At 40.5% G+C, this 23,175-nt stretch carries 26 protein-coding genes and 1 other RNA gene; 18 read left to right on the plus strand and 9 right to left on the minus strand.

Annotated features, from left to right (window positions below):
• Positions 1-4 precede the first annotated feature (4 nt).
• The 10 genes from pilV (ACRCA4_RS06070) to ACRCA4_RS06115 all read left to right on the plus strand — a co-directional run bounded on the left by pilV (ACRCA4_RS06070) (position 5) and on the right by ACRCA4_RS06115 (position 8,949).
• Positions 5-418 carry a type IV pilus modification protein PilV gene (gene pilV, locus ACRCA4_RS06070; RefSeq protein WP_433185611.1) on the plus strand — a complete coding sequence of 138 codons (414 nt, stop codon included), beginning with the start codon at positions 5-7 and terminating at the stop codon, positions 416-418.
• Complete coding sequence (locus ACRCA4_RS06075) at positions 415-1,386, plus strand: PilW family protein (RefSeq protein ID WP_433185614.1); 972 nt, start codon at positions 415-417, stop codon at positions 1,384-1,386. The genes pilV (ACRCA4_RS06070) and ACRCA4_RS06075 overlap by 4 nt, the downstream gene beginning before the upstream one ends.
• 2 nt (positions 1,387-1,388) lie before the next feature.
• Complete coding sequence (locus ACRCA4_RS06080) at positions 1,389-1,892, plus strand: pilus assembly PilX family protein (protein WP_433185617.1); 504 nt, start codon at positions 1,389-1,391, stop codon at positions 1,890-1,892.
• Positions 1,893-1,897: 5 nt separating this feature from the next.
• Positions 1,898-5,122 carry a pilus assembly protein gene (locus ACRCA4_RS06085; protein WP_433185620.1) on the plus strand — a complete coding sequence of 1,075 codons (3,225 nt, stop codon included), beginning with the start codon at positions 1,898-1,900 and terminating at the stop codon, positions 5,120-5,122.
• Entirely contained in the window at positions 5,122-5,538 is a 417-nt protein-coding gene (locus tag ACRCA4_RS06090) for a type IV pilin protein (protein WP_433185623.1), read from the plus strand. The genes ACRCA4_RS06085 and ACRCA4_RS06090 overlap by 1 nt, the downstream gene beginning before the upstream one ends.
• 78 nt (positions 5,539-5,616) lie before the next feature.
• Positions 5,617-6,108: a type IV pilus modification protein PilV gene (gene pilV, locus ACRCA4_RS06095; RefSeq protein WP_433185626.1), complete on the plus strand. Its 492-nt coding sequence runs from the start codon at positions 5,617-5,619 to the stop codon at positions 6,106-6,108.
• Complete coding sequence (locus ACRCA4_RS06100; RefSeq protein WP_433185629.1) at positions 6,105-7,058, plus strand: PilW family protein; 954 nt, start codon at positions 6,105-6,107, stop codon at positions 7,056-7,058. The genes pilV (ACRCA4_RS06095) and ACRCA4_RS06100 overlap by 4 nt, the downstream gene beginning before the upstream one ends.
• 8 nt (positions 7,059-7,066) lie before the next feature.
• Positions 7,067-7,444 (plus strand): hypothetical protein, encoded by a 378-nt coding sequence (locus tag ACRCA4_RS06105; RefSeq protein WP_433185632.1) that lies wholly within the window; start codon positions 7,067-7,069, stop codon positions 7,442-7,444.
• Positions 7,431-8,525 carry a hypothetical protein gene (locus ACRCA4_RS06110; RefSeq protein WP_433185634.1) on the plus strand — a complete coding sequence of 365 codons (1,095 nt, stop codon included), beginning with the start codon at positions 7,431-7,433 and terminating at the stop codon, positions 8,523-8,525. The genes ACRCA4_RS06105 and ACRCA4_RS06110 overlap by 14 nt, the downstream gene beginning before the upstream one ends.
• A 1-nt stretch (position 8,526) precedes the next feature.
• On the plus strand, positions 8,527-8,949 hold the full coding sequence (locus ACRCA4_RS06115) for a type IV pilin protein (RefSeq protein ID WP_433185637.1): 423 nt from the start codon (positions 8,527-8,529) through the stop codon (positions 8,947-8,949).
• 35 nt (positions 8,950-8,984) lie between these two features.
• On the opposite strand, the gene ACRCA4_RS06120 is transcribed toward ACRCA4_RS06115, so the two are convergent.
• Positions 8,985-9,485, minus strand: coding sequence for a GspH/FimT family pseudopilin (locus ACRCA4_RS06120; protein ID WP_433185640.1), 501 nt, complete (start codon positions 9,483-9,485; stop codon positions 8,985-8,987).
• 76 nt (positions 9,486-9,561) lie between these two features.
• Positions 9,562-10,392, minus strand: coding sequence for an ammonia-dependent NAD(+) synthetase (gene nadE / locus ACRCA4_RS06125; RefSeq protein WP_433185642.1), 831 nt, complete (start codon positions 10,390-10,392; stop codon positions 9,562-9,564).
• Positions 10,393-10,531: 139 nt separating this feature from the next.
• Here nadE and glnB point away from each other — a divergent pair, with 139 nt between their 5' ends.
• From glnB to ACRCA4_RS06145, 4 genes are all read left to right on the plus strand, one after another.
• Complete coding sequence (glnB, locus tag ACRCA4_RS06130) at positions 10,532-10,870, plus strand: nitrogen regulatory protein P-II (protein ID WP_433185645.1); 339 nt, start codon at positions 10,532-10,534, stop codon at positions 10,868-10,870.
• The gene (locus ACRCA4_RS06135; protein WP_433185648.1) at positions 10,860-11,834 is read left to right on the plus strand and encodes a M28 family peptidase; all 975 of its coding nucleotides are present in this window, start codon (positions 10,860-10,862) and stop codon (positions 11,832-11,834) included. Before glnB ends, ACRCA4_RS06135 begins: the two co-directional genes overlap by 11 nt.
• Before the next feature lie 90 nt (positions 11,835-11,924).
• On the plus strand, positions 11,925-13,085 hold the full coding sequence (locus tag ACRCA4_RS06140; RefSeq protein WP_433185650.1) for an MFS transporter: 1,161 nt from the start codon (positions 11,925-11,927) through the stop codon (positions 13,083-13,085).
• Positions 13,086-13,172: 87 nt separating this feature from the next.
• Positions 13,173-13,688, plus strand: a complete 516-nt coding sequence (locus ACRCA4_RS06145) for a ZrgA family zinc uptake protein (protein WP_433185653.1) — start codon at positions 13,173-13,175, stop codon at positions 13,686-13,688.
• A gap of 76 nt (positions 13,689-13,764) precedes the next feature.
• On the opposite strand, the gene ACRCA4_RS06150 is transcribed toward ACRCA4_RS06145, so the two are convergent.
• A complete protein-coding gene (locus ACRCA4_RS06150; RefSeq protein ID WP_433185656.1) occupies positions 13,765-14,307 on the minus strand; it encodes a DUF3299 domain-containing protein in 543 nt (180 codons plus the stop codon).
• Positions 14,308-14,376: 69 nt separating this feature from the next.
• On the opposite strand from ACRCA4_RS06150, the gene ACRCA4_RS06155 reads away from it, so the two are divergent.
• Both ACRCA4_RS06155 and ACRCA4_RS06160 read left to right on the plus strand, forming a co-directional pair.
• Positions 14,377-15,069, plus strand: a complete 693-nt coding sequence (locus ACRCA4_RS06155; RefSeq protein ID WP_433185659.1) for an ABC transporter ATP-binding protein — start codon at positions 14,377-14,379, stop codon at positions 15,067-15,069.
• A complete protein-coding gene (locus ACRCA4_RS06160) occupies positions 15,063-16,313 on the plus strand; it encodes an ABC transporter permease (protein ID WP_433185662.1) in 1,251 nt (416 codons plus the stop codon). The genes ACRCA4_RS06155 and ACRCA4_RS06160 overlap by 7 nt, the downstream gene beginning before the upstream one ends.
• Here the strand turns inward: ACRCA4_RS06160 and ACRCA4_RS06165 are convergent.
• The 4 genes from ACRCA4_RS06165 to smpB form a co-directional block, all read right to left on the minus strand.
• Positions 16,296-17,672, minus strand: coding sequence for a GAF domain-containing sensor histidine kinase (locus ACRCA4_RS06165; protein WP_433185665.1), 1,377 nt, complete (start codon positions 17,670-17,672; stop codon positions 16,296-16,298). The two genes, ACRCA4_RS06160 and ACRCA4_RS06165, sit on opposite strands and share 18 nt — an antisense overlap.
• A 110-nt stretch (positions 17,673-17,782) precedes the next feature.
• Entirely contained in the window at positions 17,783-18,682 is a 900-nt protein-coding gene (locus ACRCA4_RS06170; RefSeq protein WP_433185668.1) for a PEP-CTERM/exosortase system-associated acyltransferase, read from the minus strand.
• Positions 18,683-19,060: 378 nt separating this feature from the next.
• Positions 19,061-19,422, minus strand: a transfer-messenger RNA (tmRNA) gene (gene ssrA, locus ACRCA4_RS06175).
• Positions 19,423-19,572: 150 nt separating this feature from the next.
• Entirely contained in the window at positions 19,573-20,055 is a 483-nt protein-coding gene (gene smpB, locus ACRCA4_RS06180; protein ID WP_433185671.1) for an SsrA-binding protein SmpB, read from the minus strand.
• Positions 20,056-20,161: 106 nt separating this feature from the next.
• Between smpB and ACRCA4_RS06185 the strand changes: the two genes are divergently transcribed.
• Together ACRCA4_RS06185 and ACRCA4_RS06190 are read left to right on the plus strand one after the other, a co-directional pair.
• Positions 20,162-20,605: an SRPBCC family protein gene (locus tag ACRCA4_RS06185; RefSeq protein ID WP_433185674.1), complete on the plus strand. Its 444-nt coding sequence runs from the start codon at positions 20,162-20,164 to the stop codon at positions 20,603-20,605.
• Positions 20,598-20,939, plus strand: coding sequence for an RnfH family protein (locus ACRCA4_RS06190; protein WP_433185677.1), 342 nt, complete (start codon positions 20,598-20,600; stop codon positions 20,937-20,939). The genes ACRCA4_RS06185 and ACRCA4_RS06190 overlap by 8 nt, the downstream gene beginning before the upstream one ends.
• 38 nt (positions 20,940-20,977) lie before the next feature.
• Here ACRCA4_RS06190 and ACRCA4_RS06195 read toward each other — a convergent pair whose 3' ends face one another.
• Together ACRCA4_RS06195 and recN are read right to left on the minus strand one after the other, a co-directional pair.
• Positions 20,978-21,331, minus strand: coding sequence for an outer membrane protein assembly factor BamE (locus tag ACRCA4_RS06195; RefSeq protein ID WP_433185680.1), 354 nt, complete (start codon positions 21,329-21,331; stop codon positions 20,978-20,980).
• Between the two features lie 67 nt (positions 21,332-21,398).
• Positions 21,399-23,072 carry a DNA repair protein RecN gene (gene recN, locus ACRCA4_RS06200; RefSeq protein WP_433185683.1) on the minus strand — a complete coding sequence of 558 codons (1,674 nt, stop codon included), beginning with the start codon at positions 23,070-23,072 and terminating at the stop codon, positions 21,399-21,401.
• Positions 23,073-23,175 lie beyond the last annotated feature (103 nt).

Genomic DNA, 23,175 nt, shown 5'->3' on the forward strand with positions numbered 1-23,175 from the left:
ATAGATGAGAAATAATTTTGATATGCAGCAGGGTGTTACATTAATTGAAGTATTAGTATCTGTACTTGTTTTAGGTGTAGGTTTGCTTGGTGTTGCAGGGCTTCAAACAACTAGCATTCGTAATGTTAACAGCTCTTATGAGCGAAGTATGTCAATGATATTAACCGATAACTTAATCGAGCTAATGCGTTCTAATCCTAATGTAGCAAGGAATGGCGGTTATGCTTTATCTGATTGTACAGGAAGTTCAGCTTTATTGACGGATCGCTGGGTGCAAAATGTTAAAGCGGTTACTACCGCAGAGACTTGTCCGGTAATTTCGTGGGATGGTGGTGCGAATCTTTATACTGTAACAATTAGTTGGACAGACGACCGTTTAGTGACGGGAAATTCAGTTGTAATGCAGGTTTTACCATGAAAAAACAAAAAGTAATTTCAACATTTAAAATGGTAGGTTTTTCATTAACTGAATTAATGATTGCTATGGTACTTGGCTTATTAGTTTTAGGGGGGGCATTAGGTATATTTATGTCTAACCAGACGACTAGTCGTGTCAATAACTCTTTATCCGAAGTTCAGAATACCGCCCGTATAGCATTTCAGTTAATGTCTAAAGATATCCGTAGCGCTGGGTTTAGTGGTTGCGGTAATCCTGTGCGCGTAGTTAATATCTTAAATTCTGCTCAGCCTTGGGCCACCTGGAATGATGGCATTAGAGGTTTGGCTGCACCTGTAGCTGCGATAAATGGCATAACCCCGACACTAGGTACAGAAGCTATTCGTGTAATGTATGCTTCAGGTGTCAGTAGCAGTATTAATAGTCATGATACGGCTAATGCAGAATTTACATTAACAGCACCATCTGATCTCAACCCGCTAGATATTGCCATTGTATGTGATGATACTTTAACAACGTTATTTCAGGTATCTGCCGTGAATGCAGCAGCCAATACGCTGGAATATAAAACGGGTGCTGCACCGTTAAATTGTACTCAGAACTTAGGTTTTTTAATGCCATTTAATTGCGCAACAACGCCAGTAAGAAGTTTCCCAAGTAATGCAATGGTGATGCGCTTTGAGTCTGTAGCTTGGTTTGTTGCACCTAGCCGTGATGATAGCAGTGTCAATTCTTTATATCGAGCTGCTGTAGTGGGCGCTCAGCAAATTAATGAAGAAGTATTATTTGGTGTTTCAAACATTCAATTTAGTTATATGGATGCAACGACCCGGCAGTTTCGTACAGCAAATGCAGTGCTTAATTGGGGCGATATTATTTCAGTTAGTGTAACACTAACTATAGATGACAAAGTTTTAAAACAACTGGACCTATTAGAGTCAGCAAAAAATATTAACTTTATTATCACACTTAGAAATAGAGTAGGTTAGATATGCAGAATGCTAAAAAGCAACAAGGTGTTGCCTTAATTGTTAGCTTATTAATATTAGTTGCTATTACATTACTAGCATTAAGTAGTATTAAGAGCACAACTTTACAAGAAAAAATGACCTCTAACTTATACGATAAGCAGTTAACTCAACAGCAGGTTGAGGCTGCATTATTAGAGGCAGAGCGACGTTTAAATGTCTTAGATCCAGTTGCATTACCTTTTGTTTTTCCTATTCCTGCTGCGAATCAAGTTGATCGTTGGACTTTAGCTGACCCAGGTGCACCGAATTGGCAAAATGCAGCAGCAATGAATGATGGCATGGCAAACCCTGCTAGTTATATTGTTGAATACATGGGGGACTGGCCAGATCCTGATTTCCCTGATTGTAATAGTGCAACAACACCTCCTCGGGGGTGCTTGTCACCTACATTTAGAATTACAGCACGCACGCAAGATGATGACGGGCGCGCTGCAGTAATTATGCAAACCATTTGGCGGAGATAATAGCGATGAAACTTTCTAGATATATTAGCTTTATTGCTAGCATGCTTTTTGCTGCAAGTAGTGCCCATGCAGCAGTTGAATTGGCCTCCTCGCCTTTGCAAACAGGTGGCGAAGTTGCACCTAATATTATGTTTATTATCGATGATTCTGGTTCTATGAATAGAGAGTATATGCCAGATAATATCAGCGGCTATTATAAAAGTGGTACTAAAGAATTTTGTAACCGCAGGGATGGGGGACGGTGTACAAGAACTGGTACGTATTATGATGCAGAACAAGTTTATTATCCTTGGTATTACAGTTCTAAAGTCAATGGCGTTTACTTTGATCCTAACGGTAAATATGAAATACCGCTAAAAAGCGATGGTGTGACAAGTTGGGGAGAGCCGTCTTTCAATAATGCTTGGGATAATGGCTTTACCCAAACCAGCCGTTCTGATCTAAGAGATGACTTTAGTCATAGGGGCCGACGCTATTATAACGGTGCCTTTTATTATCAATATGATGCAGATTTAGACGATTGTGATGATGATGATCAGTATGATAATGATTGCTATAAGTATGTTCATCACTCTGATATGTCGGAAGACATAAAGAAAAAATTTGCTATATGGTATTCCTATTACCGTGACAGATTACAGGCTTCAAAATCTTCTATCAGTACAGCTTTTCATCAGCAAAGCGGTAAGCTGCGCGTAGGTTATGGTGCGATTAATAAAACCTCAAGTTATCAAGGCGTCGCGCCATTCAACGGTAGTGCACGGACTGGATTTTTTAATTGGCTGTTTGATGTTGAGGCAAGTGGCAATACTCCACTACGGTATGCGCTTGATAAAGCGGGTCAATATTATAAAACAGAACACCCATGGCGCACAGAGCCCGAAGAACGCAGCAGTGATATGCTGAGCTGTCGGCAAAGTTTTAGTATAATAATGACAGATGGTTACTGGAACTCAAGTGAAGCTGCAACTTCAGGCGCACGTAAAAATAATGATAATACTGATGGTCTATTACTTACTAATGAATCAGGAGCGAGTGGTAAATATACAAAAGCAGATCCTTTTAAAGATGGCTATGACAACACTTTAGCTGATGTTGCAATGTATTATTGGAAAAATGATTTGATGCCAAGCTTAGACAATAATGTTCCAACCAGCGAAGGGGTATCACCAGCTTTCTGGCAGCATATGCGGGTATTTGGTATTAGTTTAGGCTTATCAGGTGATGTCTCACCTGATGATGCTATGAATGCAATTACAACAGGCGATAGTATTGACTGGGGGAATCCATTTAGTGATGGTCCTGCTAAGATTGATGACTTACTTCATGCTGCGGTAAATTCAAGAGGAGGCTTTTTTACAGCTAAGGATCCAACGGAGTTTGCAGAAAAATTATCAGCAACATTAAAAGGGATTGATCAAGGTGTTGCTTCAGCCTCTAACTTAGCCGGTACGACTACCTCTACTCAAGCTGATAACTATGTTTATCAAGGCAGTTACAATGGTAATGATTGGAGTGGTACTTTATCAAGTTATGATATTACTAATCCTTCTGCGAAAATATGGTCAGCAAATTTTCCTGAATGGAATACGCGTAATTTACTTTTCACAGGTGAATCTGGTGTAAAAAGTTTTAACTGGTCAAATTTAAGTGAGTCTGAAAAGAACGCTCTAAAAAGTAAGGATTTAGTTAACTATTTGCGAGGGGAGACGATAAACGAAGCGCCAGCAAGTGTAAACTTCCGCAAACGCAGTGGTTTATTAGGTGATATTGCTAATTCATCACCACATTTTGTAGCTGCGCCAATAAATAGAAACTTTGGTCGTTATAATTGGCTGGGTGCAAATAGCTACAATGCGTTTATTGCAAACAATAAAACACGTGAAGGCCGTTTGTATGTTGGTGCAAATGATGGTTTTTTACATGCTTTCGATGCTGCTAATGGTACTGAAACCTTTGCTTATATGCCCAAAGCCATGCTTAAAGAAAGTACTAACTTAGCTTCTTATGCAGACCCTTTTTATGAGCATAAATATTTTGTTGATGGTTCGCCTGTAGCTGCTGATGTCTACGTAGGGGGTTGGAAAACAATTTTGGTCGGCTCATTAGGACGAGGTGGCAATAGTTTATTTGCACTTGATATTACTAACCCCAATAGTATGACTACATCTAATGTGTTGTGGGATAAGTCGTACAGTGATTTAGGCGTAATTACTACGAAACCGTCGATCACTCGTTTAAATAATGGTAGTTGGGCAGTTGTAGTCGGTTATGGTTATAACAATGCAACTAAAGGTTCAGGTTTATTAGTGATTGATATCGCTAATGGCGATGTTTTAGCTAATATAGCTGCTCCTGATACTGTAGATGAAAATGCTCATGGCCTTGGCCAGGTTGAAGGTTGGGATGCTGACCGGGATGGCACAACAGATTGGTTCTTTGCTGGTGATTTATTAGGTAATGTGTGGAAGTTTGATTTATCAAGTAATATTCCATCAGAATGGAAAGTTGCTTATGCAGGTTTTCCTTTATTTAGAGCTAAAAATGATTTAAATCAAGCCCAACCTATCACAGGAGGGCTAACTTTGAGTTCAGAGCCAAAAACTGGCCAGCTATGGTTGTTTTTTGGAACAGGTAAAATGCTGGCAGCTGCAGATTTAAATAATGCAGAGGTACAGAGCTGGTATGGTATCCAGGACGTTGCGGGCATTATAGACCGCTCTAAGCTGAAAAAACGCGAAATGCAAAATGTAGTTTACACTGATGCGACGGGAAGCAGAGAAAGCAGAACTGTAACTGAAGCAACTGAAAATGATATGGCAGGCAAGCTGGGTTGGTATATGGATTTGATTGACGGCAAGGAGCGTATTGTTACAAGGCCTGTTCAAGCGGGTAATAATTTAGTAGTGAGTACAGCGATTCCAAGTGGTGATGACTGTAAGCCTGCTGGTGATGGTTACGTAATGTCAATAGATCCTTTCAAAGGCGCTCGCTTAAAATATCATTTCTTTGATTTATCAAAAGATGGTAAATTTGATGGTGCTGATGGTATTAACTCAGGTGATAGCAAAATTCCTGCAAGTGGTATTAAGTTTGATGGTACCCCAAGTGAGCCTGTATTATTTGAGGATAAAATGGCAATTGGATTAGCGACTGCTACCATTGCCGTAGAGGGATACAATGGTGGTATCAGGCGTGGACGTGTTTCATGGCGGGAGCTAACAAACTAATGATCAATAAAAAGCAGTTAGGTGTAACATTAATAGAACTAATGATAGCAGTAGCGATAGTTGGTATTTTAGCCGCTATCGCTATCCCTTCTTATCAAGAGCATATTATTCGCTCTAATCGTACTGCGGCTACTGCTTGCTTATCGGAATATGCACAGTTTATGGAGCGTAATTACACTTCTAATATGCGATATAATCCAACTGGATTTGCTTTACCTGAATTGCAATGCAGAAATGATATTTCTAAAAGATATACTATAAGTCTAAATAATTTAACGGCGCGTAGTTATCAGTTAAGTGCTGCCCCTACGGCTTTACAAAAAGATAGTGAATGCGCAACTTTAACTTTGAACCAAGCAGGTAGAAAAGGAGCTAAAGGCGGCTTTGTTGCTAGCGTTGTAGAAAAATGTTGGTAATTTTTTAAGTATAAAATTTGATCTTTTGAAATAATGTTGTAACTTTAAAGTTAATTGTAATTAACTGGGCATAAGGATATGCGGTTACAACAGGGTTATAGTTTAGTTGAAGTTCTCGTTGCACTGGTTATTGTTAAAATAGGTTTGCTTGGCATTCTTGCGGGGCAAACCTTAGCTTTACGTAATGTGATTGATGCCACCCAGCGCACTCTAGCTGTGGCTTTGACTAACGAACTCATTAATACCATCTATAGTAATCAACAACTTATACCGCTTATGTCTGGCAGGCTAACGACAGGTATTGAGTTGTCTACGCCAAGTCCTTGTTCTTCTGTTATCTCTTGTGATCCCTCTGAGTTGGCGCAGTTTCAGCGTTTTACTTGGTATCAGCAATGGGCGACGCCGTCTAAATCTTCACTTATTGATCCTGAGTTTTGTCTCTCGTCTACAAGCACTGGGATAACTATGTTTGTTAGTTGGCAACAGCGATTGGCAAATCATGAGCCGATGGCAGAGGCTTGTGCTCTAGCGTCTGGCAGAAGTGGCTTTACTGTCGGTGGTGCAGAATGAGAGCCAATACGGGGTTTACTATAACAGAGCTGTTAATTGCTATGATGCTAGGGCTATTTTTACTAATGATGATATTAACAGCCTTTAGCACCTTAAGTCGGTCTGCAAAACAAACTCAGCAGTTAGCGCAATTACAACAAAATGGCCAGTTTATGCTGGGTTTACTACAAAATGAATTACAAAATGTTGGCTTTTGGGGCGGTAAGGCTGATGTGTTGTTAGCGTCAACAGTTAGTAAGCCGGATGCGCCAAGTCCAGATTGTCATAATGAAATACTCGATAGCGGCAGTTTCCCAAGTCTTGATAACGGTTTTGTCACTCTGTATGCCAAAGCAGTTTCTTCTGGCGCCCAGTTAGGTTGCATACCACGCGCATTGCAAGACAGCGAGCTACTACAAATTAAGCGATTGATTGGCCAAGCGCATTCAATTGATAGGTTACAGTCAAACCGATTCTATTTAGAAACCAATTGGCAGCATAGTCGTTTTGTTTCTGCCGATAGCAGCGGATTAAATTCAGCTATGGATTATTACCCTTATCAGCATTTAGTTTTCTATGTGCAACGCCAGTCACATGAAGGTGAAATAGTGCCTGTATTAATGCGCAAACGCTTAATTCGTAATGCCGAAGGTGAGGCACGTATGACGACTGATTCAATTATAGATGGTGTAGAACGGTTACATTTTGAATTTGGCATAGATGCTAATTTAGATGGCCATATTGATTATCAGCAAACAACAGCACAGATGACAGCATCGCAGTGGCAGCAATTAACTAACCGTATTGTCAGTATTAAGTTCTATGTCTTATTAAGAGCAATTCAGCCTGATCCACACTATAGCAATGATCAGGTTTACCAAATGGGGCAGCAAAGGTTTGATGCGGGCGGTGATCATTATCGCCGGTTATTACTAAGTAGTACGGTTTATTTTCATAATACTCAGTTATAGGAGAAGTGATGAAAAATACACGCGGTATGGTTTTAGTGATTTCGTTAGTGGTGCTATTAAGTTTAAGCTTAATTATGGTTTCCAGTTTGTATGTTAGTCAGTTAACTCAAAAATCTGCTAATGCAGGCCAGCAGCAGTTACAAATAACCCATCAGGCTTATACAGAACATTTAAGTTCGTTAACTATAACCGAGGATCTAGCCGCGGAAGATTTTGTCGTTTGTCCAGCTGAGTATGCTGCATGGTCTGAGGCTGTATTAAGGTGTAAAGCGGTTTTAGTTTCAACAGAAACCTATGATCCTAGCCATCATTTTTACAGTGGCTATAGCAGTGTGTTATTGCAGCAAACATTAATTGCAGGAGAGCGTGTTGATGATCTGGACTAGAGTATGTTTTAACGTAATTCTATTATTAATGTCTTGGTTATGTTTAGGGCAGTGTAATTTAAATGATAGCGATGCCTTACCGTTACAGCTTGCTATGGATGGTACAGAAGCGAGTCGGTCTGTATTGCTAAGCCACAACCGGATATTAGACAGTATGCCAGATCACGCCCAGCTAGAGTTGCACGATGCATCTAGTGCGGTGTTACTGGCTAGATTAAGTCATTGGCATGATGCTAGCCATGATATTGAGGCAGCCAGAATTATGGCTGAACCAGCACGTGTAGATTTGAATATGGATGGCCTAGCAGATGCCGTGTATGTGGTCGATTTACAAGGCAGAGTTTGGTTTATTCAGCTAGAAGGGTTAGGTTTTGCTAGTCCGAAACTAATTGCAGACTTTAGCGCATCTGAAGCTGTTTTTAGCCAGCCGGTGCAGTTAGTGCAAACAACCTACAAACAAGCACTTGCTGGCGTCGGTGTTATCGATCGGATTAAAGTTAGTTTAGTTCTTCTTGCTAGACAGCATGAAGCTGGAGACACTGTAGTTGTTTTTAATCATTATCTAAATAATAGCAGACTCACTTCTTATAGTGATTTAATAGATAGAACGCATTTAAGCATAGAAGCAAGTGAACTTGGTTTAACTGAGACTGCATGGCGTGAACTGCAGCAAAGCGCCGGTTGGCTAATGAAGTTAGATGACACTGTGATAGTGAAACCGCAAATTTATGCTGGCGTAGTCTACTTTATGACAGCCACTAAAGACGCTGAGCGCTTAGGCTGTGAGGTTAATACTGATGATGAAACTCAACTTTTTGCTCTACATTTACATCATGCCGGTAAAGTTTATAGTCAACGCAGTTGGCTTAGTGAAGCAGTGACTAATGGCTCATTACAGCTCGCTACGGTTGATGATAAGTTACAACTTAAAATTGTAAATGAGTCAGAACAGGCCAGGTTAATTCCTGATATGCTGGCAATTACTGAACAATGTGCAACTTGTACCCAAGCTTTAGTTACGTCTGATTTCCCAAAAGTGCTACGTTTAGCAACTTATATGGTTGAGCAAGGAGCTTGGTAGTATGGCTAAGCTTGATAATGGATTTAGCTTAATAGAAATCATGATTGCTGTGGTGATAGTCGCTATTTTGGCTAGTATTAGCTACCCAGCTTACCAGCAATATGTGCTGCGGACTTATAGAGCCGAAGCCATTGAAACGCTATTAACAATAGCGAATGCTCAAGAGCAGTATTTTGCCGATCATGGCGTTTATCAAGGGGATATCAGTCAATTAAATGGTTTGCTGAACTTAGTTACAGCCAGTAGCACTAAATCAGGACGCTATACTATTAATTTAAGCCTAACAGAGATGGCTGCAGGCTTTAGTGTTTTAGCTACAGCGACAGGTAGCCAAACTGCAGATAGTGGCTGTTTAAGCTTTCAGCTTAATCATTTTGGTCAACGCAACCTTCATAATGGTGTAGCAATAAGTTGTTGGCAGTAACCCGCTTTTCTATGCGCGCAGTGTTTATTGTGGGTCTAACTAGGGCAACGGGTGTTAATGAGTGCTAATTTACTTCGCCCTGCTTGGTTTAACGTCATCTTATAATGCCAATCATATCTAGCGCTAGGGCAATAATAAAAACTACCATTCTCGAAGCCGTCTAAACTACCATCACGGCGAAAGCTGACTCGTTCTCGGTCATAAACTAATTTGTGTGGTTCTTTTATGGCGGGTATTTCTCTTAATAACCGTAGTGATGAATCAGGATCTAGTATGCTGATTCTAACTGGCGAGTGATGCCAGTCAAAAGAGCAGCCATCTGAAGTGGTAGGACATAATTGAACGGGTAAGCTACTGCTTACTGCCATTATTCGAGCATAGGCAAGGTGCTGGCTAAAATGACGCATATAAGATGATGCTTGTTGGCGTTCTGAAAGTTCGGCCATAGCCGGAATACCAATAAAAATTAGAATAGAGAAAATAGCAATTGCAATGAGCAATTCTAATAAGGTTAAACCGAAATGATTCCAGCGCACTTTTTATGTCTCCTCACAATTTAAGGTTAATAAAAAGTATAGCTGGAATTAAATTGGTGTAAAATTTGAGCGTTATTTAATTGTAAATAGTCGGGATTGGCTGGCGTTTGTGCTGTGTTTTAGTATAAATACTAATTAGCTTTTCACTCACTTCTGCAGCTACGACTTTGCCTTCTAAGAAGTCATCTATCTGTTGGTAGCTTAAGCCTAAAGCGGCTTCATCGGCTTTAAGTGGCGCTAAGCTTTCTAAATCTGCGGTAGGTGTTTTATCAACTAGTGCTGCAGCTGCGCCTAAGCTTTTACCTAAAAGCCTAACCTGACGTTTACTTAAACCAAATAATGGCGCTAAATCGCAGGCACCATCACCCCATTTAGTATAAAAACCGGTAATATTTTCGGCTGAGTGATCGGTACCAATGACTAAGCCTTTTACTAAAGCAGCAACATGATACTGCACTATCATACGGCTGCGCGCCTTGACATTTCCTTTAGCAAAATCAACTTCATGATCTTTATTATTCGCAAGTGAAGCACCCGCAACTGCACTGAAAGTTGCTTGATGCAGGGCATCGGCACCGGGCTGTATATTAATGGTTAAAGTTTGGCTGGGTTGAATAAAATCGATTGCACGTTGCGCATCTGCTTCGTCTTTTTGCTCAGCGTAGGGTAAACGAACAGCGATAAACTGATATTGGTTTGGTTGGTTTTGATTAAGCTCATCAACAGCTAACTGAGCTAAACGACCACAGACAGTAGAGTCAACGCCGCCGCTAATCCCTAAAACAAGGTTTTTCATGCCAGAATGAGTTAATTGTTTCTTAATGAATTCAATTCGACGCCGAATTTCAAATTCTGGCTCGATCTGCGGTAGAACCTGCATTTGTTGAATAATTTCGGCAGCAGTCATGGGTAAACCTCGTTTGTTAAGATAATAAATAGGCGCTGGGCGCAAAAGCCTATAATCAATAGTTAGGTTATAGTACTGATTGCGCTAAGCAATGTATTATACTGCTTATAATCTTTGTGGCTATTCTATGGATGTTTAAATGAAAAAAATTGAAGCGATAATTAAACCATTTAAATTAGACGATGTTCGTGAGGCGTTAGCGGATATTAATATTACGGGTATGACAGTCACAGAGGTTAAGGGGTTTGGCCGGCAAAAAGGCCATACCGAGTTATATCGCGGTGCAGAATACATGGTCGACTTTCTACCTAAAGTGAAGTTAGAAATTGTAGTGAGTGATGATCAAGTTGAGCGCTGTATTGAATCTATTGTGCAAACTGCCCAAACGGGGCGCATAGGTGATGGCAAAATATTTGTATTTGAAGTAGAACGCGTTATTCGGATCCGTACCGGTGAAGAAGACGAAGATGCTATTTAAATACCTGACTGCATTAAGGCAGCATGGATTATTAGTTGTTTTGCTTTTTTGCTGCAACTTTGCGGCTTTCTATGCAGTTAGTGCCGCCAGTGATAATAATGGTAATGCGAAGCCTAGTGTATTAGCAGATGTTCAACGGCTTAGTGATAAAACGATGCAGGGTCGGCAAACTAATACTGAAGGCAGTGCGGTTGCGCAAGCCTATATTGCCGCCCGCTATGCTGATATAGGGCTAGCTAAGTTTACTAATAGCTACTATGCGCCATTCACTTATCAACGTGGCTGGTCAGATAAAACCGGCACTAATATGCAAGCCTGGATCTCAGGCTGCAAATATCCAGATCAATATATTGTTATTAGTGCGCACTATGACCACTTAGGGCGCTCTGGCTCTAAAATATATTATGGTGCTGATGACAATGCTTCTGGCGTTGCCGCTATGTTAGCCTTAGCTCAGCGATTTAAAATAAGCTGTCCGGCTTACTCTTATATTTTTCTTGCCACAGATGCAGAAGAAACCGGCTTATATGGCAGCAAAGCCTTTTTGCAGCAAGCACCGGTGCCGGTATCAAATATTATTTTCAATCTTAACTTAGATATGGTTAGTCGAGCTGATCGGCAAGGCCGGTTATATGTTACCGGTGCCAGACAGTTTCCAGAGCTTAAACAGTACCTTAAAGATGTAGAGCAAGGCGCTAGTATCCGTTTTTTACACAATAGAGGCCCTGAAAAGTTTACTAACCTAACTAGAAATAATAATTGGCTAATGGCGAGTGATCATGGTGCTTTTCATCGCCAAGGCATAAGTTATATTTTTATCGGTGGCCAAGAACATGATCAATACCATACGGTCGATGATAAGTGGCAGAATATAGAGCCGCATTTTTTACAAAAAGTGATGCAAACTATTTACGCTACGGCTTATTGGCTAGATCAACAAAGGCCTGAACAGTTAAAGCATTAGACCAGCATTATGTGCTTAGCGTTAATCGCTTGCTTTTAATATAGCTGTCCTTTTTTTACCAGAGCATACATAAGTTTAGGATGGGTAATAATGAATATAGCGGATAAAAAACAAGGTTTTTCTTGGTTTATATTCAGCTTAATGGCTAGCGTTACCTTTATGGCAATCCTGTCTGAATTAGCACCTTCAGGGATCTTGCCGCAAATGAGTGCAGCCTTACAAGTTAGCACTGCCGATATAGGATTTTTAGTCGGAATTTATGCCTTGGCCTCGGCTGTATTTACCATTCCGCTTATCAGCTTAACCCTGAGGTTTAATAGAAAGAGCCTATTACTGGTACTATTACTGGGGTTCGCTGTATCTAATATTATTGTTGGTTTATCTTCTAATTATTACGTTATTGTTGGCTTTCGAATTATGGGGGGGATTTGTGCGGGTGTACTTTGGCCTATGATAGCCGCCTATGGCACTCGGCTAGTGCCTAGCCATATGCAGGGTAGAGCTATAGCTGTCATTATGGCTGGCGCAACACTTGGCATTAGCCTAGGTTTACCCCTTGTAACTTATGTTGGCACTATGATTGGCTGGCGACTAGAGTTTATTAGCCTAGGCGGCCTAATAGCCATTATTGCTTTACTAAGCTATATATTTTTACCTTCGGTTGCAGGTGAAGAACGCAGCAAAAGCAACTCGCCGTTAGCACTACTAAAAATGCCAGCAGTGCTTATTATTTTAGGTTTAACCTTTTTGGTGGTGATAGCACATTACGCTGTGTATACCTATATTACCTTATTAATGACTAGTCTTAACTTTATTGGTGGTGTTGAACTGGCATTGCTTATTTTTGGCATAGGCTCTGTTATTTCAGTTATTGTTTCAGCACGTTATATTGATACCTTCTTACGCGGCTTAATCATTAGTATGATCATTGCCGCAGCGGTTGCTATGGCGTTGTTTATTTTCTTTAGCCAGTACCAAGGGGTAAGCTATATTGCTTTTTTACTCTGGGGGCTAGCTTTTGGACCTGTAGTAACCTTATTTCAAGCCGCTATCAGCAAACAAGTTGACAGGGCAAAAGATGTGGCGACCTCTTTGCAATCTAGTATTTTTAACTTTTCAATTATGATAGCTAGCTACGCTGGTGGCATATTACTAACACTGACTTCCGGCATTGGCTTAGCTTATTTAGCCTTATTACTATTTATTCCAGCTATATTTATTGCCTTTTTAGCCAAGCGTACTTTAGCCTAAAGCGCGGATTTAAACGGTTTCTAGCTAGAAAATAGTAAATAGACTGTGTTATGTTAACGAAGTTATCGTTTATTTAGGTAGTCCATTATGACCTTGAGAACTTCACTTGCCGCCGCTGTGCTTGGTTTAGCTTGCACATTTTCTATTGTTGCAGCAGAGCCTTTTGGCGCTCATGAGCATGGCAAGGGAGTGTTAACCTTAGTGGTTGAAGGCAATGAAATGCTAGTCGCCTTTGAGTCTGCGGCTATGAATATTGTTGGTTTTGAAAATAAGCCTAATAGTGCTGAACAGCGTGCTGAAGTGACAGCGGCTATTGATATTTTTAACCGAGCCGACTGGTTTCAATTTAATGCTGATGCTAACTGTGAACTAACTACGGCAGAAGCAAATACCGATTTACTAGACACTAAGTTTCATCATGGTCATGCCGACTTTTATGCAAATTATCAGCTGCTATGCCAGCAACCTGCACGTTTAAAGCAATTACAGCTGACGCTATTTAATTTGTTGCCTAGCCTAGAGCAACTGCAGGTGCAGTGGAGCATTAATGGTCAGCAAGGCGCCACTGATGCAAGCTTACGCCAATCTATTATCCGCTTTTAATTTATTACAACTGGCTTGCAGCTAAACCACTATAGGTGAAGGTTAAGCTGCACAGTAGAAACCATTTTTTACTAAATTAATAACTATACTCTTCAATGTTATCAGCTTTAAGACTGTAAGCACTTTGCCCTAAGTCGTTGCTCATTGTTTCAGTGGTTAACGTACCTGTAATCCAAAAGGGTGAATAAATCATATCGGCTTTTAAATTGCTGGCACCACTAACATAAATTAACTGATTCGGCGGCGGTGGCGGTACATGAATACAAGCACCAAAGTATGGAACTAAGAAAAAGTGGGTTACATTTTGTTGATCGTCAAATTCTAAAGGCACAATAAAACCAGGGATCTTTATTTTTGTATTATTTAGCTCATCCCGCACTTTGGCTGATTTTAATATTTCTTGCCACTGTAAAGCGGCAGGATCATCGCCGTTATAGTCTTGATCGAAAATCGACTGGTTAGAATCATGTTGCACTTCAGGTAAATTGGCCATTAAAGCTTGATCAGACTCTGGAATTAAGTCTGTCCACTCTATGGTTTTTACGTCATTAGCTAAAGTAGTAAAACTGATAGATGCGACCAACATCAGCTTAAATAGAACAAATAACATCCGTAGCATTGGAGCTGCTCCTGCAAAGTGGGCATAATAGGGTGCAATATGTATCATAACATGACGCAGAGATCACTCGTGACCGAACAGCTGAAAATTCCCGCCATTAATCTAAAAAATCTTCAATTCTCCTATCATAAACAAGGCTGGCAGTTACAGATCCCTAAGCTAACTCTAGCTGCAGGCCAACATTTATTTGTTTATGGTAGTTCTGGCTCCGGCAAAACAACCTTACTTAACTTATTGTCTGGTGTAACTCAAGCCGACAAAGGTGAGCTGTGGTTAAATGGCCAAGCTATGCATAAGCTAAGTGCTAAGCAGCGTGATCTATTACGTGCTAAGCAGATTGGCGTGGTATTTCAACAATTAAATTTAATATCGTATTTATCCGTATTAGATAACTGCCTCTTAAGCAGTTACTTTGCTGGCAAGAATAAGGCCGAGGCTTTACAGCGGGCTGAAGCGTTATTAATGCAACTTGCTATCCCACAAACACTTTGGCATAAACCCGCACGCTTATTAAGCGTTGGTCAACAACAACGCGTAGCCATAGTGCGAGCGCTAGTGCCAAAACCGACCATTTTAATCGCAGATGAACCCACTTCTGCCTTAGACAGCGATAATAGAGATAGTTTTATGCAGCTTATGTTAGCAGAAGCCAGCGCTAACCAATGTACCGTTATTTTTGTTAGTCATGATTTAAGCTTACAACACTACTTTAGTGCATATTTAGATATGCGCCATTTAGCTAAAGGAGTGCAGGCATGTTAATGAAATTGGCCCGTTTAAGCTTATACAACCGACGCAGTACAGTGCTAATGACTTGGTTATCACTAACAATTAGTCTAACCCTGCTATTGGGCATTGATCATATACGACATGAAGCCAAAGCAAGTTTTACCAATACTATCTCTGGCACAGACCTAATTGTTGGTGCCCGCTCAGGTCAGATTAATTTATTATTATATTCCGTGTTTAGAATAGGTAATGCAACGGCAAATATTAGCTGGGAAACTTATCAGAAAATTACCCGTCATCCGCAAGTGAAGTGGAGTATTCCAATTTCGTTGGGCGACTCGCATCAAGGCTATAGAGTGATGGGAACCAATATAGAATATTTTAAGCACTTTAGTTATGGCAGTAAGCAATTACTTACTTTTTCTCAAGGAAAGGCTTTTTCCGGTGTGTTCGAAGCGGTTATTGGTGCCGAAGTCGCTAACAAGTTAGGCTATAACTTAAATGACAAAATTGAACTATCGCACGGCGTAGGTGCAGTAAGCTTTAGCCAGCATAAAGATAAGCCTTTTACTATAGTGGGAATTTTACAGCCAACAGGTACGCCAGTTGACCAAACAGTGCATGTTAATTTACAAGCAATAGAAGCAATTCATCAAGGTTGGCAGCAAGGCGGGCCAGCATTAACCGCTAAACCTAAACCGCTGTCAGAGCAAAACCTCCAGCCTAGCTCTATTACTGCTTTTATGCTAGGGCTTAACTCGCGCATGGCAACCTTTACTTTACAACGAGAAATTAATACGTATCGCACCGAACCGCTCACAGCTATTTTACCCGGTGTCGCTTTAGCCGAATTATGGAATATGCTGGGTATGGTAGAAAAACTGCTACTCGTTATTAGTATGATGGTGTTGCTGGCAGCCTTAGTGGGAATGGTGACAACGCTATTAGCCTCTATGCAACAAAGGCAACGTGAACTCGCTATTCTGCGCGCAGCAGGGGCGAATGCTTGGTATGTGTTTGCCTTAATTCAAATTGAGGTATTACTATTAATGTTGGCCTCGCTAGTGTCTGCGGTTGGCTTATTAACGTTAACCTTAATGTTGATAGCACCAAGCTTAGCGGCTAATTACAGCTTAAGCGTCAGTGGCCAGATTATTCATGATAATACGTTATATTGGGCTTTAGGTATTATTGTTTTTGCAGCCGTATTAGCATTAATACCCAGCATACAGGCCTATAGAAACACGCTAAATGATGGCCTAAGTGTTAAGTTGTAATTTAGGGTTAAGCGGGCAGGTAATTTGCACGCTAAACTCAGAGCTATTACTTTTTAGCTCAAGTTGCCCCTGTAATATTTGCGTGACTAGGTTAAACACTAACGTTAAGCCTAAGCCTTTAGAGCCGCCACTGCGATTAGTGGTATAGAATGGTTCAAAGGCTCGGCTTAGTTGGTGTTCAGGCATGCCTTTGCCATTATCTGTAAGCGTTAAACACCATGTACTTTCTTGTAGGGTGATGTTTAAGTTAAGCCTGCGCTGTTGTTGATCAGTAAAGGCATGCAGGCAAGTGTTCTCAATTAATTGCCTTATCACTGTTGCTAATGCAGAGGCATAGGTTTTTATCTCAGTTTGTTGTGGGATCTCTACTTTAACCGTTAATTGGCAAGCCGATATTTCTTCTGCCAAACTAGAGATAACTTGCGGAATAAACTGGTCAAGCTGTATATAAGCAGGCAAAGAGGACGCGGGCTCTAAAGCAGTTTGTTTAATGCTTTCTACTAAGTCGACGCTGCGTTTTAAGTTATTACCTGCTAACACTATACTATTTTTAATGGTTTCTCCCTGCTTAGCAAAAATGCTGCTGGTAAGTTGACCGTTTAAAAATAACTCTTCTAATTCAAGTAAGGTAGATTCGGCATGACTATTAGCAGTAACAGCTATGCCTAAAGGCGTGTTAATCTCATGAGAAAGCCCAGCAACCATCCGGCCTAAGCTAGCCATTTTCTCTGATTCAATTACCTTATGTTGAGCGCTTTTTAGCTGCGACAGCGATTGGGTTAACTTCTTCGTTCTTTGTAATATTTTTTGCTCTAATTTACTGTTTAGCTGCTTTAGCTGGCGCTGATAAGTCATTCTTTCTGAAGCATTAATAGCACGACTTAAAATATCAGAAAATACGCTGATAATCATTACGTTATCATCGGTCCATACCCTAGTTTTATTATTTTCAACGCTAAGAACGCCAACAATTTTACCATGATATCTAATAGGAGCTTCCAGTATTGAAGTAATGCCAAGCGGCTTAAAATAGGCTGAATATAGCTCTGAATTTTGTAAGTCTGATGGCGCATTAAAGGTCAGTATTTCTTTAGAATGCTCTAGCGTAGCGAAATATTCTGGGAATTGGCTGCGCACTAATTTAGGTAAGCCGACAGAAACAAAATTATTTTGTTCTAACAGGCAGATACAGTCTATACAAGAATTATCGCTATTATGCAGCCAGACACTTAATCTATCGACCTGTAATTGACTGTGCAGTGTGGTTAAGACAAGCTGGCAGGCTTCAACCAAGTTACCCTGGTCTATCCTAGGATCTAAGCTAATATCTAACAGTAATTTCTGCAGTGTCTTATTCATTTGTGCCTTTAGCTTTTAACTGAGTTAACAGAGGGGCCAAAAACAAACTAATATAGCTATCAAATTATTTTGGTCTTATGGCTAATCATAGCAGAAGAAATGACTTGGGTTTAACTATAAGTAGGTGATTTTTCAGACAGTGTTATATCTGTTAGCGGTGTACTTCGATATGAAGGTGAAGCAACAATAGAAGTAGGATAAACAGCGGATAATTGAGTTCCAAGTTGTTTAGCTAATAAATAATGCAGGGTTAAATAGTCAGGTTTTAAAGTAGTAGTTACAGTACGCATATCTAAATAATAAGGTGCTCGCTTACCGTTAAAATTTATGCAATCACCAATTTTTTCAAAGTGAATGCCTACGCGGCGTAAAATGCGAGCTAAGGCAGGCTCTATCATCACATAAGCATGATGCTTCCCAGCTTTAACACTAATAAGAGTGGCAATTAAATATAGTGCAACCGCAATACTTGAATAGCAGTCTGTTTCAAGCTTTTCCAATAGTGTATTTAGCGGTGTGCTATTAGTGTTTTTAGCTATTATGCGTCGGCGCAGATTAGCCGGTACAGCTAAACGAGATATTTCGCAGATCTCGCGGTGGTCGAAGTATTTAGGTGATAAGTTACCTGCGGTATTATTACAGTAAAGCTCAATAGGCAAATTATCATCTGCATTCTTTGCTGTAATTAAACGCACAGTACCAGCCACGCTATTAGATGACAGTTGCTTTATAAAGCAATGAATCGATCGCTTATCAAATTCATCTTGCTCTAAACCACTGTCACTAATAGGCTCAAACTGTAACTCTTCACAATACACAGCATGACGCAGCCGAAAAGTATCTTGTTTTTCTGCTGCTGTAGTGGCTAATTGCGCTGCAAAAAAATAAGGGAAATAATCTAAAGTTGGCTGTGTCGTGACTGCTTGTGTAACTGTAGAGCTTGCAAGCATAGCCTGATTTTTAGCATCGGCTTTAACTTGCTGTTGTGGCGAGTTCAACATGGCGGTCATTTAAGTTGCCTTTCTTATTATGGTATTTATTCAGTTATAAAACTGAATTCTTAATTTTTAAATTAAGCCTGAACATACCAATCCTTGGAAAAACAGCAGCAAAAAAGTAACACCGCAAAGCCACAGGCAGCATTCACTATGCTACTGAAATGGCTAAGCGTCAAATTGTAATTATATGTAAATTGTAAATTAGCCTGTTATATGTTGCTAAGCGTATGATTTTGTGAGTTTAAAAAAATTAGAGCTAAAGTGACTTAAATTACAGTAAAAATGGAAAAATTAATTTATTAGCGGCACAGGCTAAAACTAGGTTAAGTACATCAATTGATATTTATAAGCAGAAATGAAAAGCGGCGCTAATTGCGCCGCTCTCAATTTTGGTGGAGCTGGCGGGAGTTGAACCCGCGTCCGAAAAACCTACATCTTCAGTACTACATGCTTAGCGCATTCTTTTAGTTAACCCTATGAGCGCCGAATGGCAGGCTATCGTCGGGCGAGCCTGATTGGTTTTAACGTTTTGTCTCCAGGCAAAGACGCCACGCGATCCTGTTGGGGGTGATCTTCCAGAGTCTCAGCTTACAGGCATGCGTGAGGGGAAGAGCTATCTACTGCCTATTAAGCAGCGATTGCGTAAGTTTCGTCGTTTGCGACTATTTGTTTGCGGTTTTTTATACGAGGCCTACCGCACCTCGGCATGCACTTAGGAGTTCGTGAATCTCGTCGAATCCAGAATCAGCCCCGAATTCTGTAGTGAAGCACTTACACTCATCAGTGTTTTTGTATTGTACGTTGCAGTTGCTATTTATACAAGCCGCATTACAACTTACTTTACTGTCCATCAATTACTTAGATGGGGGTATTGCTAAAAAGTTCAAGTTTAGTAAGTGAAATTAACGGTGTGAGTGCTTCATCATCCGTTCTTTTTCTCTAGACCAATCACGATCTTTAATATCATCACGTTTATCAAAACTCTTTTTACCCTTAGCTAAATAAAATTCTAGCTTTACCCAACATGCTTTCCAATACATAGCTGTCGCAATTAGGGTATAAGTGTCGCGCTCAGTTAAGCCGATAAGCTTATTAAGTTCACGTTTATGTAACAGTAGCTTTCTGCTACGTTCAGCATCGCAGACTACATGTGTTGAAGCATTATTTAAGGGTTGAATTTTTGCATTTAATAAAAATGCTTCACCATTTTTGATGAAGACATAAGAGTCAGATATATTAATCTTACCTTCACGAATACTTTTTACTTCCCAGCCCTGTAAGCTAACACCTGCTTCAAAGCGTTCTTCTAAGAAGTATTCATGACGCGCCTTTCTATTTTGCGCTATGGTACCATTGGTGTTTTTACTTTTATTTTTTTTACTCATAATTTATCAGTATCTACGGCCCTGTATTAATGAATTGCTTTGGCGCTAGCCTTGTTGCAGCCCGTTATTCTGTTACAATCTGCCGCGACAATAAAGGGGATAGAGTATGCCACAAATTGAGCGCAGTGCCTTGGTTTTTTATAGCACTCAGCAGATGTTCGACTTAGTTAATGAAGTGCCGGATTACCCGCAGTTCTTACCTGGTTGTACTGCAGCACAAATTGTAAGTCAGTCTAACCAAGAGATGGTGGCATCATTGCAAGTTTCCAAGGCCGGTATTGGACATACTTTTACTACGCGTAATACTTTGTATCCTTATCAACGTATTGATATGCAGTTAGTGGATGGCCCATTTAAAAAATTACATGGTGGTTGGCAGTTTGTGCCATTAAACGACCATGCTTGCAAAGTGATACTTAAACTAGACTTTGAGTTTTCTAATAAACTTATTCAATTTGCCTTTGGTAAAATTTTTAGTGAATTAGCAACTTCTATGGTTAACGCCTTTACTGTTCGTGCAAAACAAGTATACGGAGAAGCGAATGGCTGAGCAACTTATGGTTGAGGTGGCATATGCTTTACCTAACCAACAAAGCATACTGACATTATCTGTTGCTCAAGATGCAACAGTGGAACAAATTATTAATAGTTCTGGCATTTTGCAGCAATACCCTGATATTGACCTGTCGCAACAAAAAGTGGGAGTTTGGAGCCGAACAGTTAAATTAACCGATACGGTTAAAAATGGTGACCGAATTGAGATTTATCGACCTTTAATTGCCGATCCTAAAGACTTGCGTCGTCGTCGCGCTGAAAAAGCAAAAGAAGAGGGGCGAGCGGATAAGGTAACGGGCGGCCGTGTAGCAGGCACAAAAAACGCTTAACAAAGTTAAGCGTTTTATAATTAATTTAGTATTAATCGTTATATATCTAGTGGCTGATTAAAGTCTTCTGACTTCTCATAATCGCCGCTAATATCTAACAGCTTATTGTCACTGAAGGTAACGATAAGTTGTTTTTTAAAGTCTTGTCTATCAGTACCGCTTTTTAAAGCGTAGTAGTAATGCCAAGTATCGTTATCAAATGGATTACTTGCTACTGGGCTGCCTAGAACATAAAGCACTTGCTCTTTTGTCATCTGAACCCGAAGCTTATTAATATCTTTTTGCTCTAAAAAGTTACCTTGTGGGATATCAATACGATATACCCAACTACTGCATGCACTTAGGCTGCTAAGCCCTATAATAAAAAATACTGTGGTTAAAACTGCTTTCATATATTCTGTCTACTCTAGCTGAATGCGCCCATCATACCCTAACAGGCGTACTGATAAAATCCCTGATTCAGACTGCAGGCGCACATAAAAGTTCTCTGGCGTTGGCTAATGCGCTGGCGCTAATGTTTTCGCCAGCTAATAAACGGGCAATTTCACTGATCCGTTGCTCATCATTAAGAGCAAACATGCGGGTTTCTGTGTCTACACCATCTGTATATTTTTCGACAAATAGTTGCTGATGGCCCTGGCTGGCGACCTGAGGTAAATGGGTAACACAAATAATTTGAGTTTTATCGCCTAGTTGGCGTAACAATTTACCAACGCCTGCGGCCACTGGGCCACTAATACCAACATCGACTTCGTCAAATATCAAAGTTGGGGTAGTGACTTTATCAGCCAAAATGACTTGTATGGCTAAGCTAATACGTGACAATTCACCGCCTGATGCCACTTTCTGCATGGCTTGCAGGGGTTGACCAGGGTTGGTTGATACCTGAAACTCAACAGCATCAATACCATTTATGCTAGCCTGCTCTAATGATTGTTCAATTAAGGCTATATGAAAATTAGCATTGCTCATACTTAACTCGTGCATGCTGGCTGTGATTTTTTTGCTTAATTGCTCTGCTGCAATTTTGCGTTGCTGACTTAACCTAGTTGCTTGCTCAGCATAGTGTTGTTTCGCTTGCTCAATTTCATCGGCTAGGCTGGCTAAACGTGCATCGTTACAGGTTAGCTCGGCTAATTGGCTGCTTAACTGCTGGTGCAGATTTGCTAGTTCTTCATTGCTGGTGTGATGTTTTCTGGCTAAGTTTAACCACTGGCTTAGCCTTTGATCAACATAGTCTAGCCGCTCTGGATCAAGTTCCATTTTATCGCTATAACGGCGCAACTCGCGGCTGGCCTCTTCGGTTTGTACTAAGGCATCATTTAGCATTTGGCTAATCGAGGTTAAAGCAGGATCTAAAGTAGAAAGTTGTTCTAATTGGGCATGAGCTGCTGATAAGGCTTGATAAATGTTTTGCTGTTCATCGTCATACAGCATTTGCACCACTTGCTGACTTTCGCTTAATAATGTCTGACCATGGCTTAATAAATTATGCTCTGCTTCTAAGCTGCAGTATTCATCTGCATTAGGTGCAAAGGCGTCAAGCTCGGCTACTTGATATTCTAACAGTTGCCTTTGAGCATCACGTTGCTGTTTAGATTGCTCAAGCTCGGTATATTCATGCTGTAGTTGTTGCCACTGCTTCCATGCGGCTTTAGTGTTGTTGATGGCTGCTTGATGGCCAGCGAAACTATCAATTAACTGGCGCTGGTAATCACCTTTCATTAATTGTTGATGAGCATGTTGGCCATGAATGCTAAGCAAGTGTTGGCCAAGCACTTTTAATTGTTGAGCCGGAACTTGTACCCCATTGATATAGCCTCTAGAGCGGCCTTCGCTATTAATTACGCGGCGCACTATACATTCATTTGCCATGGCTAAATCTTGTTCTGTTAACCATTTTTGGGCACTTACTAAGTTACTAACGTCAAACGTAGCAACAATATCGGCTTTATCTGCGCCTGGGCGGACAACAGTGGCATCGGTTCGTTCACCTAAGCATAGCGATAGGGCATCAATGGCGATAGACTTACCCGCACCGGTTTCACCGGTTATAGTAGACATACCGTCTGCCCAGTCTATTTCTAAAGCGCGTACTATGGCGAAATTGCTAATGTGCAGATGACACAGCATATAAGGCTCCCGTTCAATCCATGTTACCGTTTAGCCGGTAATGAAATATAAAGTGGCTGATTAAACAACTGTTCAAAATATCAGTGTTTATTTATACAGTAAC

The sequence above is a fragment of the Rheinheimera sp. WS51 genome (assembly GCF_050936095.1).
Lineage (GTDB): Bacteria > Pseudomonadota > Gammaproteobacteria > Enterobacterales > Alteromonadaceae > Alishewanella.

Bases quoted from the DNA above. Each gene is read 5' to 3' on its own strand.
- pilV (WP_433185611.1), top strand. From the start codon at position 5: ATGAGAAATAATTTTGATATGCAGCAGGGTGTTACATTAATTGAAGTA.
- ACRCA4_RS06075 (WP_433185614.1), top strand. From the start codon at position 415: ATGAAAAAACAAAAAGTAATTTCAACATTTAAAATGGTAGGTTTTTCA.
- ACRCA4_RS06080 (WP_433185617.1), top strand. From the start codon at position 1,389: ATGCAGAATGCTAAAAAGCAACAAGGTGTTGCCTTAATTGTTAGCTTA.
- ACRCA4_RS06085 (WP_433185620.1), top strand. From the start codon at position 1,898: ATGAAACTTTCTAGATATATTAGCTTTATTGCTAGCATGCTTTTTGCT.
- ACRCA4_RS06090 (WP_433185623.1), top strand. From the start codon at position 5,122: ATGATCAATAAAAAGCAGTTAGGTGTAACATTAATAGAACTAATGATA.
- pilV (WP_433185626.1), top strand. From the start codon at position 5,617: ATGCGGTTACAACAGGGTTATAGTTTAGTTGAAGTTCTCGTTGCACTG.
- ACRCA4_RS06100 (WP_433185629.1), top strand. From the start codon at position 6,105: ATGAGAGCCAATACGGGGTTTACTATAACAGAGCTGTTAATTGCTATG.
- ACRCA4_RS06105 (WP_433185632.1), top strand. From the start codon at position 7,067: ATGAAAAATACACGCGGTATGGTTTTAGTGATTTCGTTAGTGGTGCTA.
- ACRCA4_RS06110 (WP_433185634.1), top strand. From the start codon at position 7,431: ATGATCTGGACTAGAGTATGTTTTAACGTAATTCTATTATTAATGTCT.
- ACRCA4_RS06115 (WP_433185637.1), top strand. From the start codon at position 8,527: ATGGCTAAGCTTGATAATGGATTTAGCTTAATAGAAATCATGATTGCT.
- nadE (WP_433185642.1), bottom strand. From the start codon at position 10,392: ATGACTGCTGCCGAAATTATTCAACAAATGCAGGTTCTACCGCAGATC.
- glnB (WP_433185645.1), top strand. From the start codon at position 10,532: ATGAAAAAAATTGAAGCGATAATTAAACCATTTAAATTAGACGATGTT.
- ACRCA4_RS06135 (WP_433185648.1), top strand. From the start codon at position 10,860: ATGCTATTTAAATACCTGACTGCATTAAGGCAGCATGGATTATTAGTT.
- ACRCA4_RS06140 (WP_433185650.1), top strand. From the start codon at position 11,925: ATGAATATAGCGGATAAAAAACAAGGTTTTTCTTGGTTTATATTCAGC.
- ACRCA4_RS06145 (WP_433185653.1), top strand. From the start codon at position 13,173: ATGACCTTGAGAACTTCACTTGCCGCCGCTGTGCTTGGTTTAGCTTGC.
- ACRCA4_RS06150 (WP_433185656.1), bottom strand. From the start codon at position 14,307: ATGCTACGGATGTTATTTGTTCTATTTAAGCTGATGTTGGTCGCATCT.
- ACRCA4_RS06160 (WP_433185662.1), top strand. From the start codon at position 15,063: ATGTTAATGAAATTGGCCCGTTTAAGCTTATACAACCGACGCAGTACA.
- ACRCA4_RS06165 (WP_433185665.1), bottom strand. From the start codon at position 17,672: ATGAATAAGACACTGCAGAAATTACTGTTAGATATTAGCTTAGATCCT.
- ACRCA4_RS06170 (WP_433185668.1), bottom strand. From the start codon at position 18,682: ATGACCGCCATGTTGAACTCGCCACAACAGCAAGTTAAAGCCGATGCT.
- smpB (WP_433185671.1), bottom strand. From the start codon at position 20,055: ATGAGTAAAAAAAATAAAAGTAAAAACACCAATGGTACCATAGCGCAA.
- ACRCA4_RS06185 (WP_433185674.1), top strand. From the start codon at position 20,162: ATGCCACAAATTGAGCGCAGTGCCTTGGTTTTTTATAGCACTCAGCAG.
- ACRCA4_RS06190 (WP_433185677.1), top strand. From the start codon at position 20,598: ATGGCTGAGCAACTTATGGTTGAGGTGGCATATGCTTTACCTAACCAA.
- ACRCA4_RS06195 (WP_433185680.1), bottom strand. From the start codon at position 21,331: ATGAAAGCAGTTTTAACCACAGTATTTTTTATTATAGGGCTTAGCAGC.
- recN (WP_433185683.1), bottom strand. From the start codon at position 23,072: ATGCTGTGTCATCTGCACATTAGCAATTTCGCCATAGTACGCGCTTTA.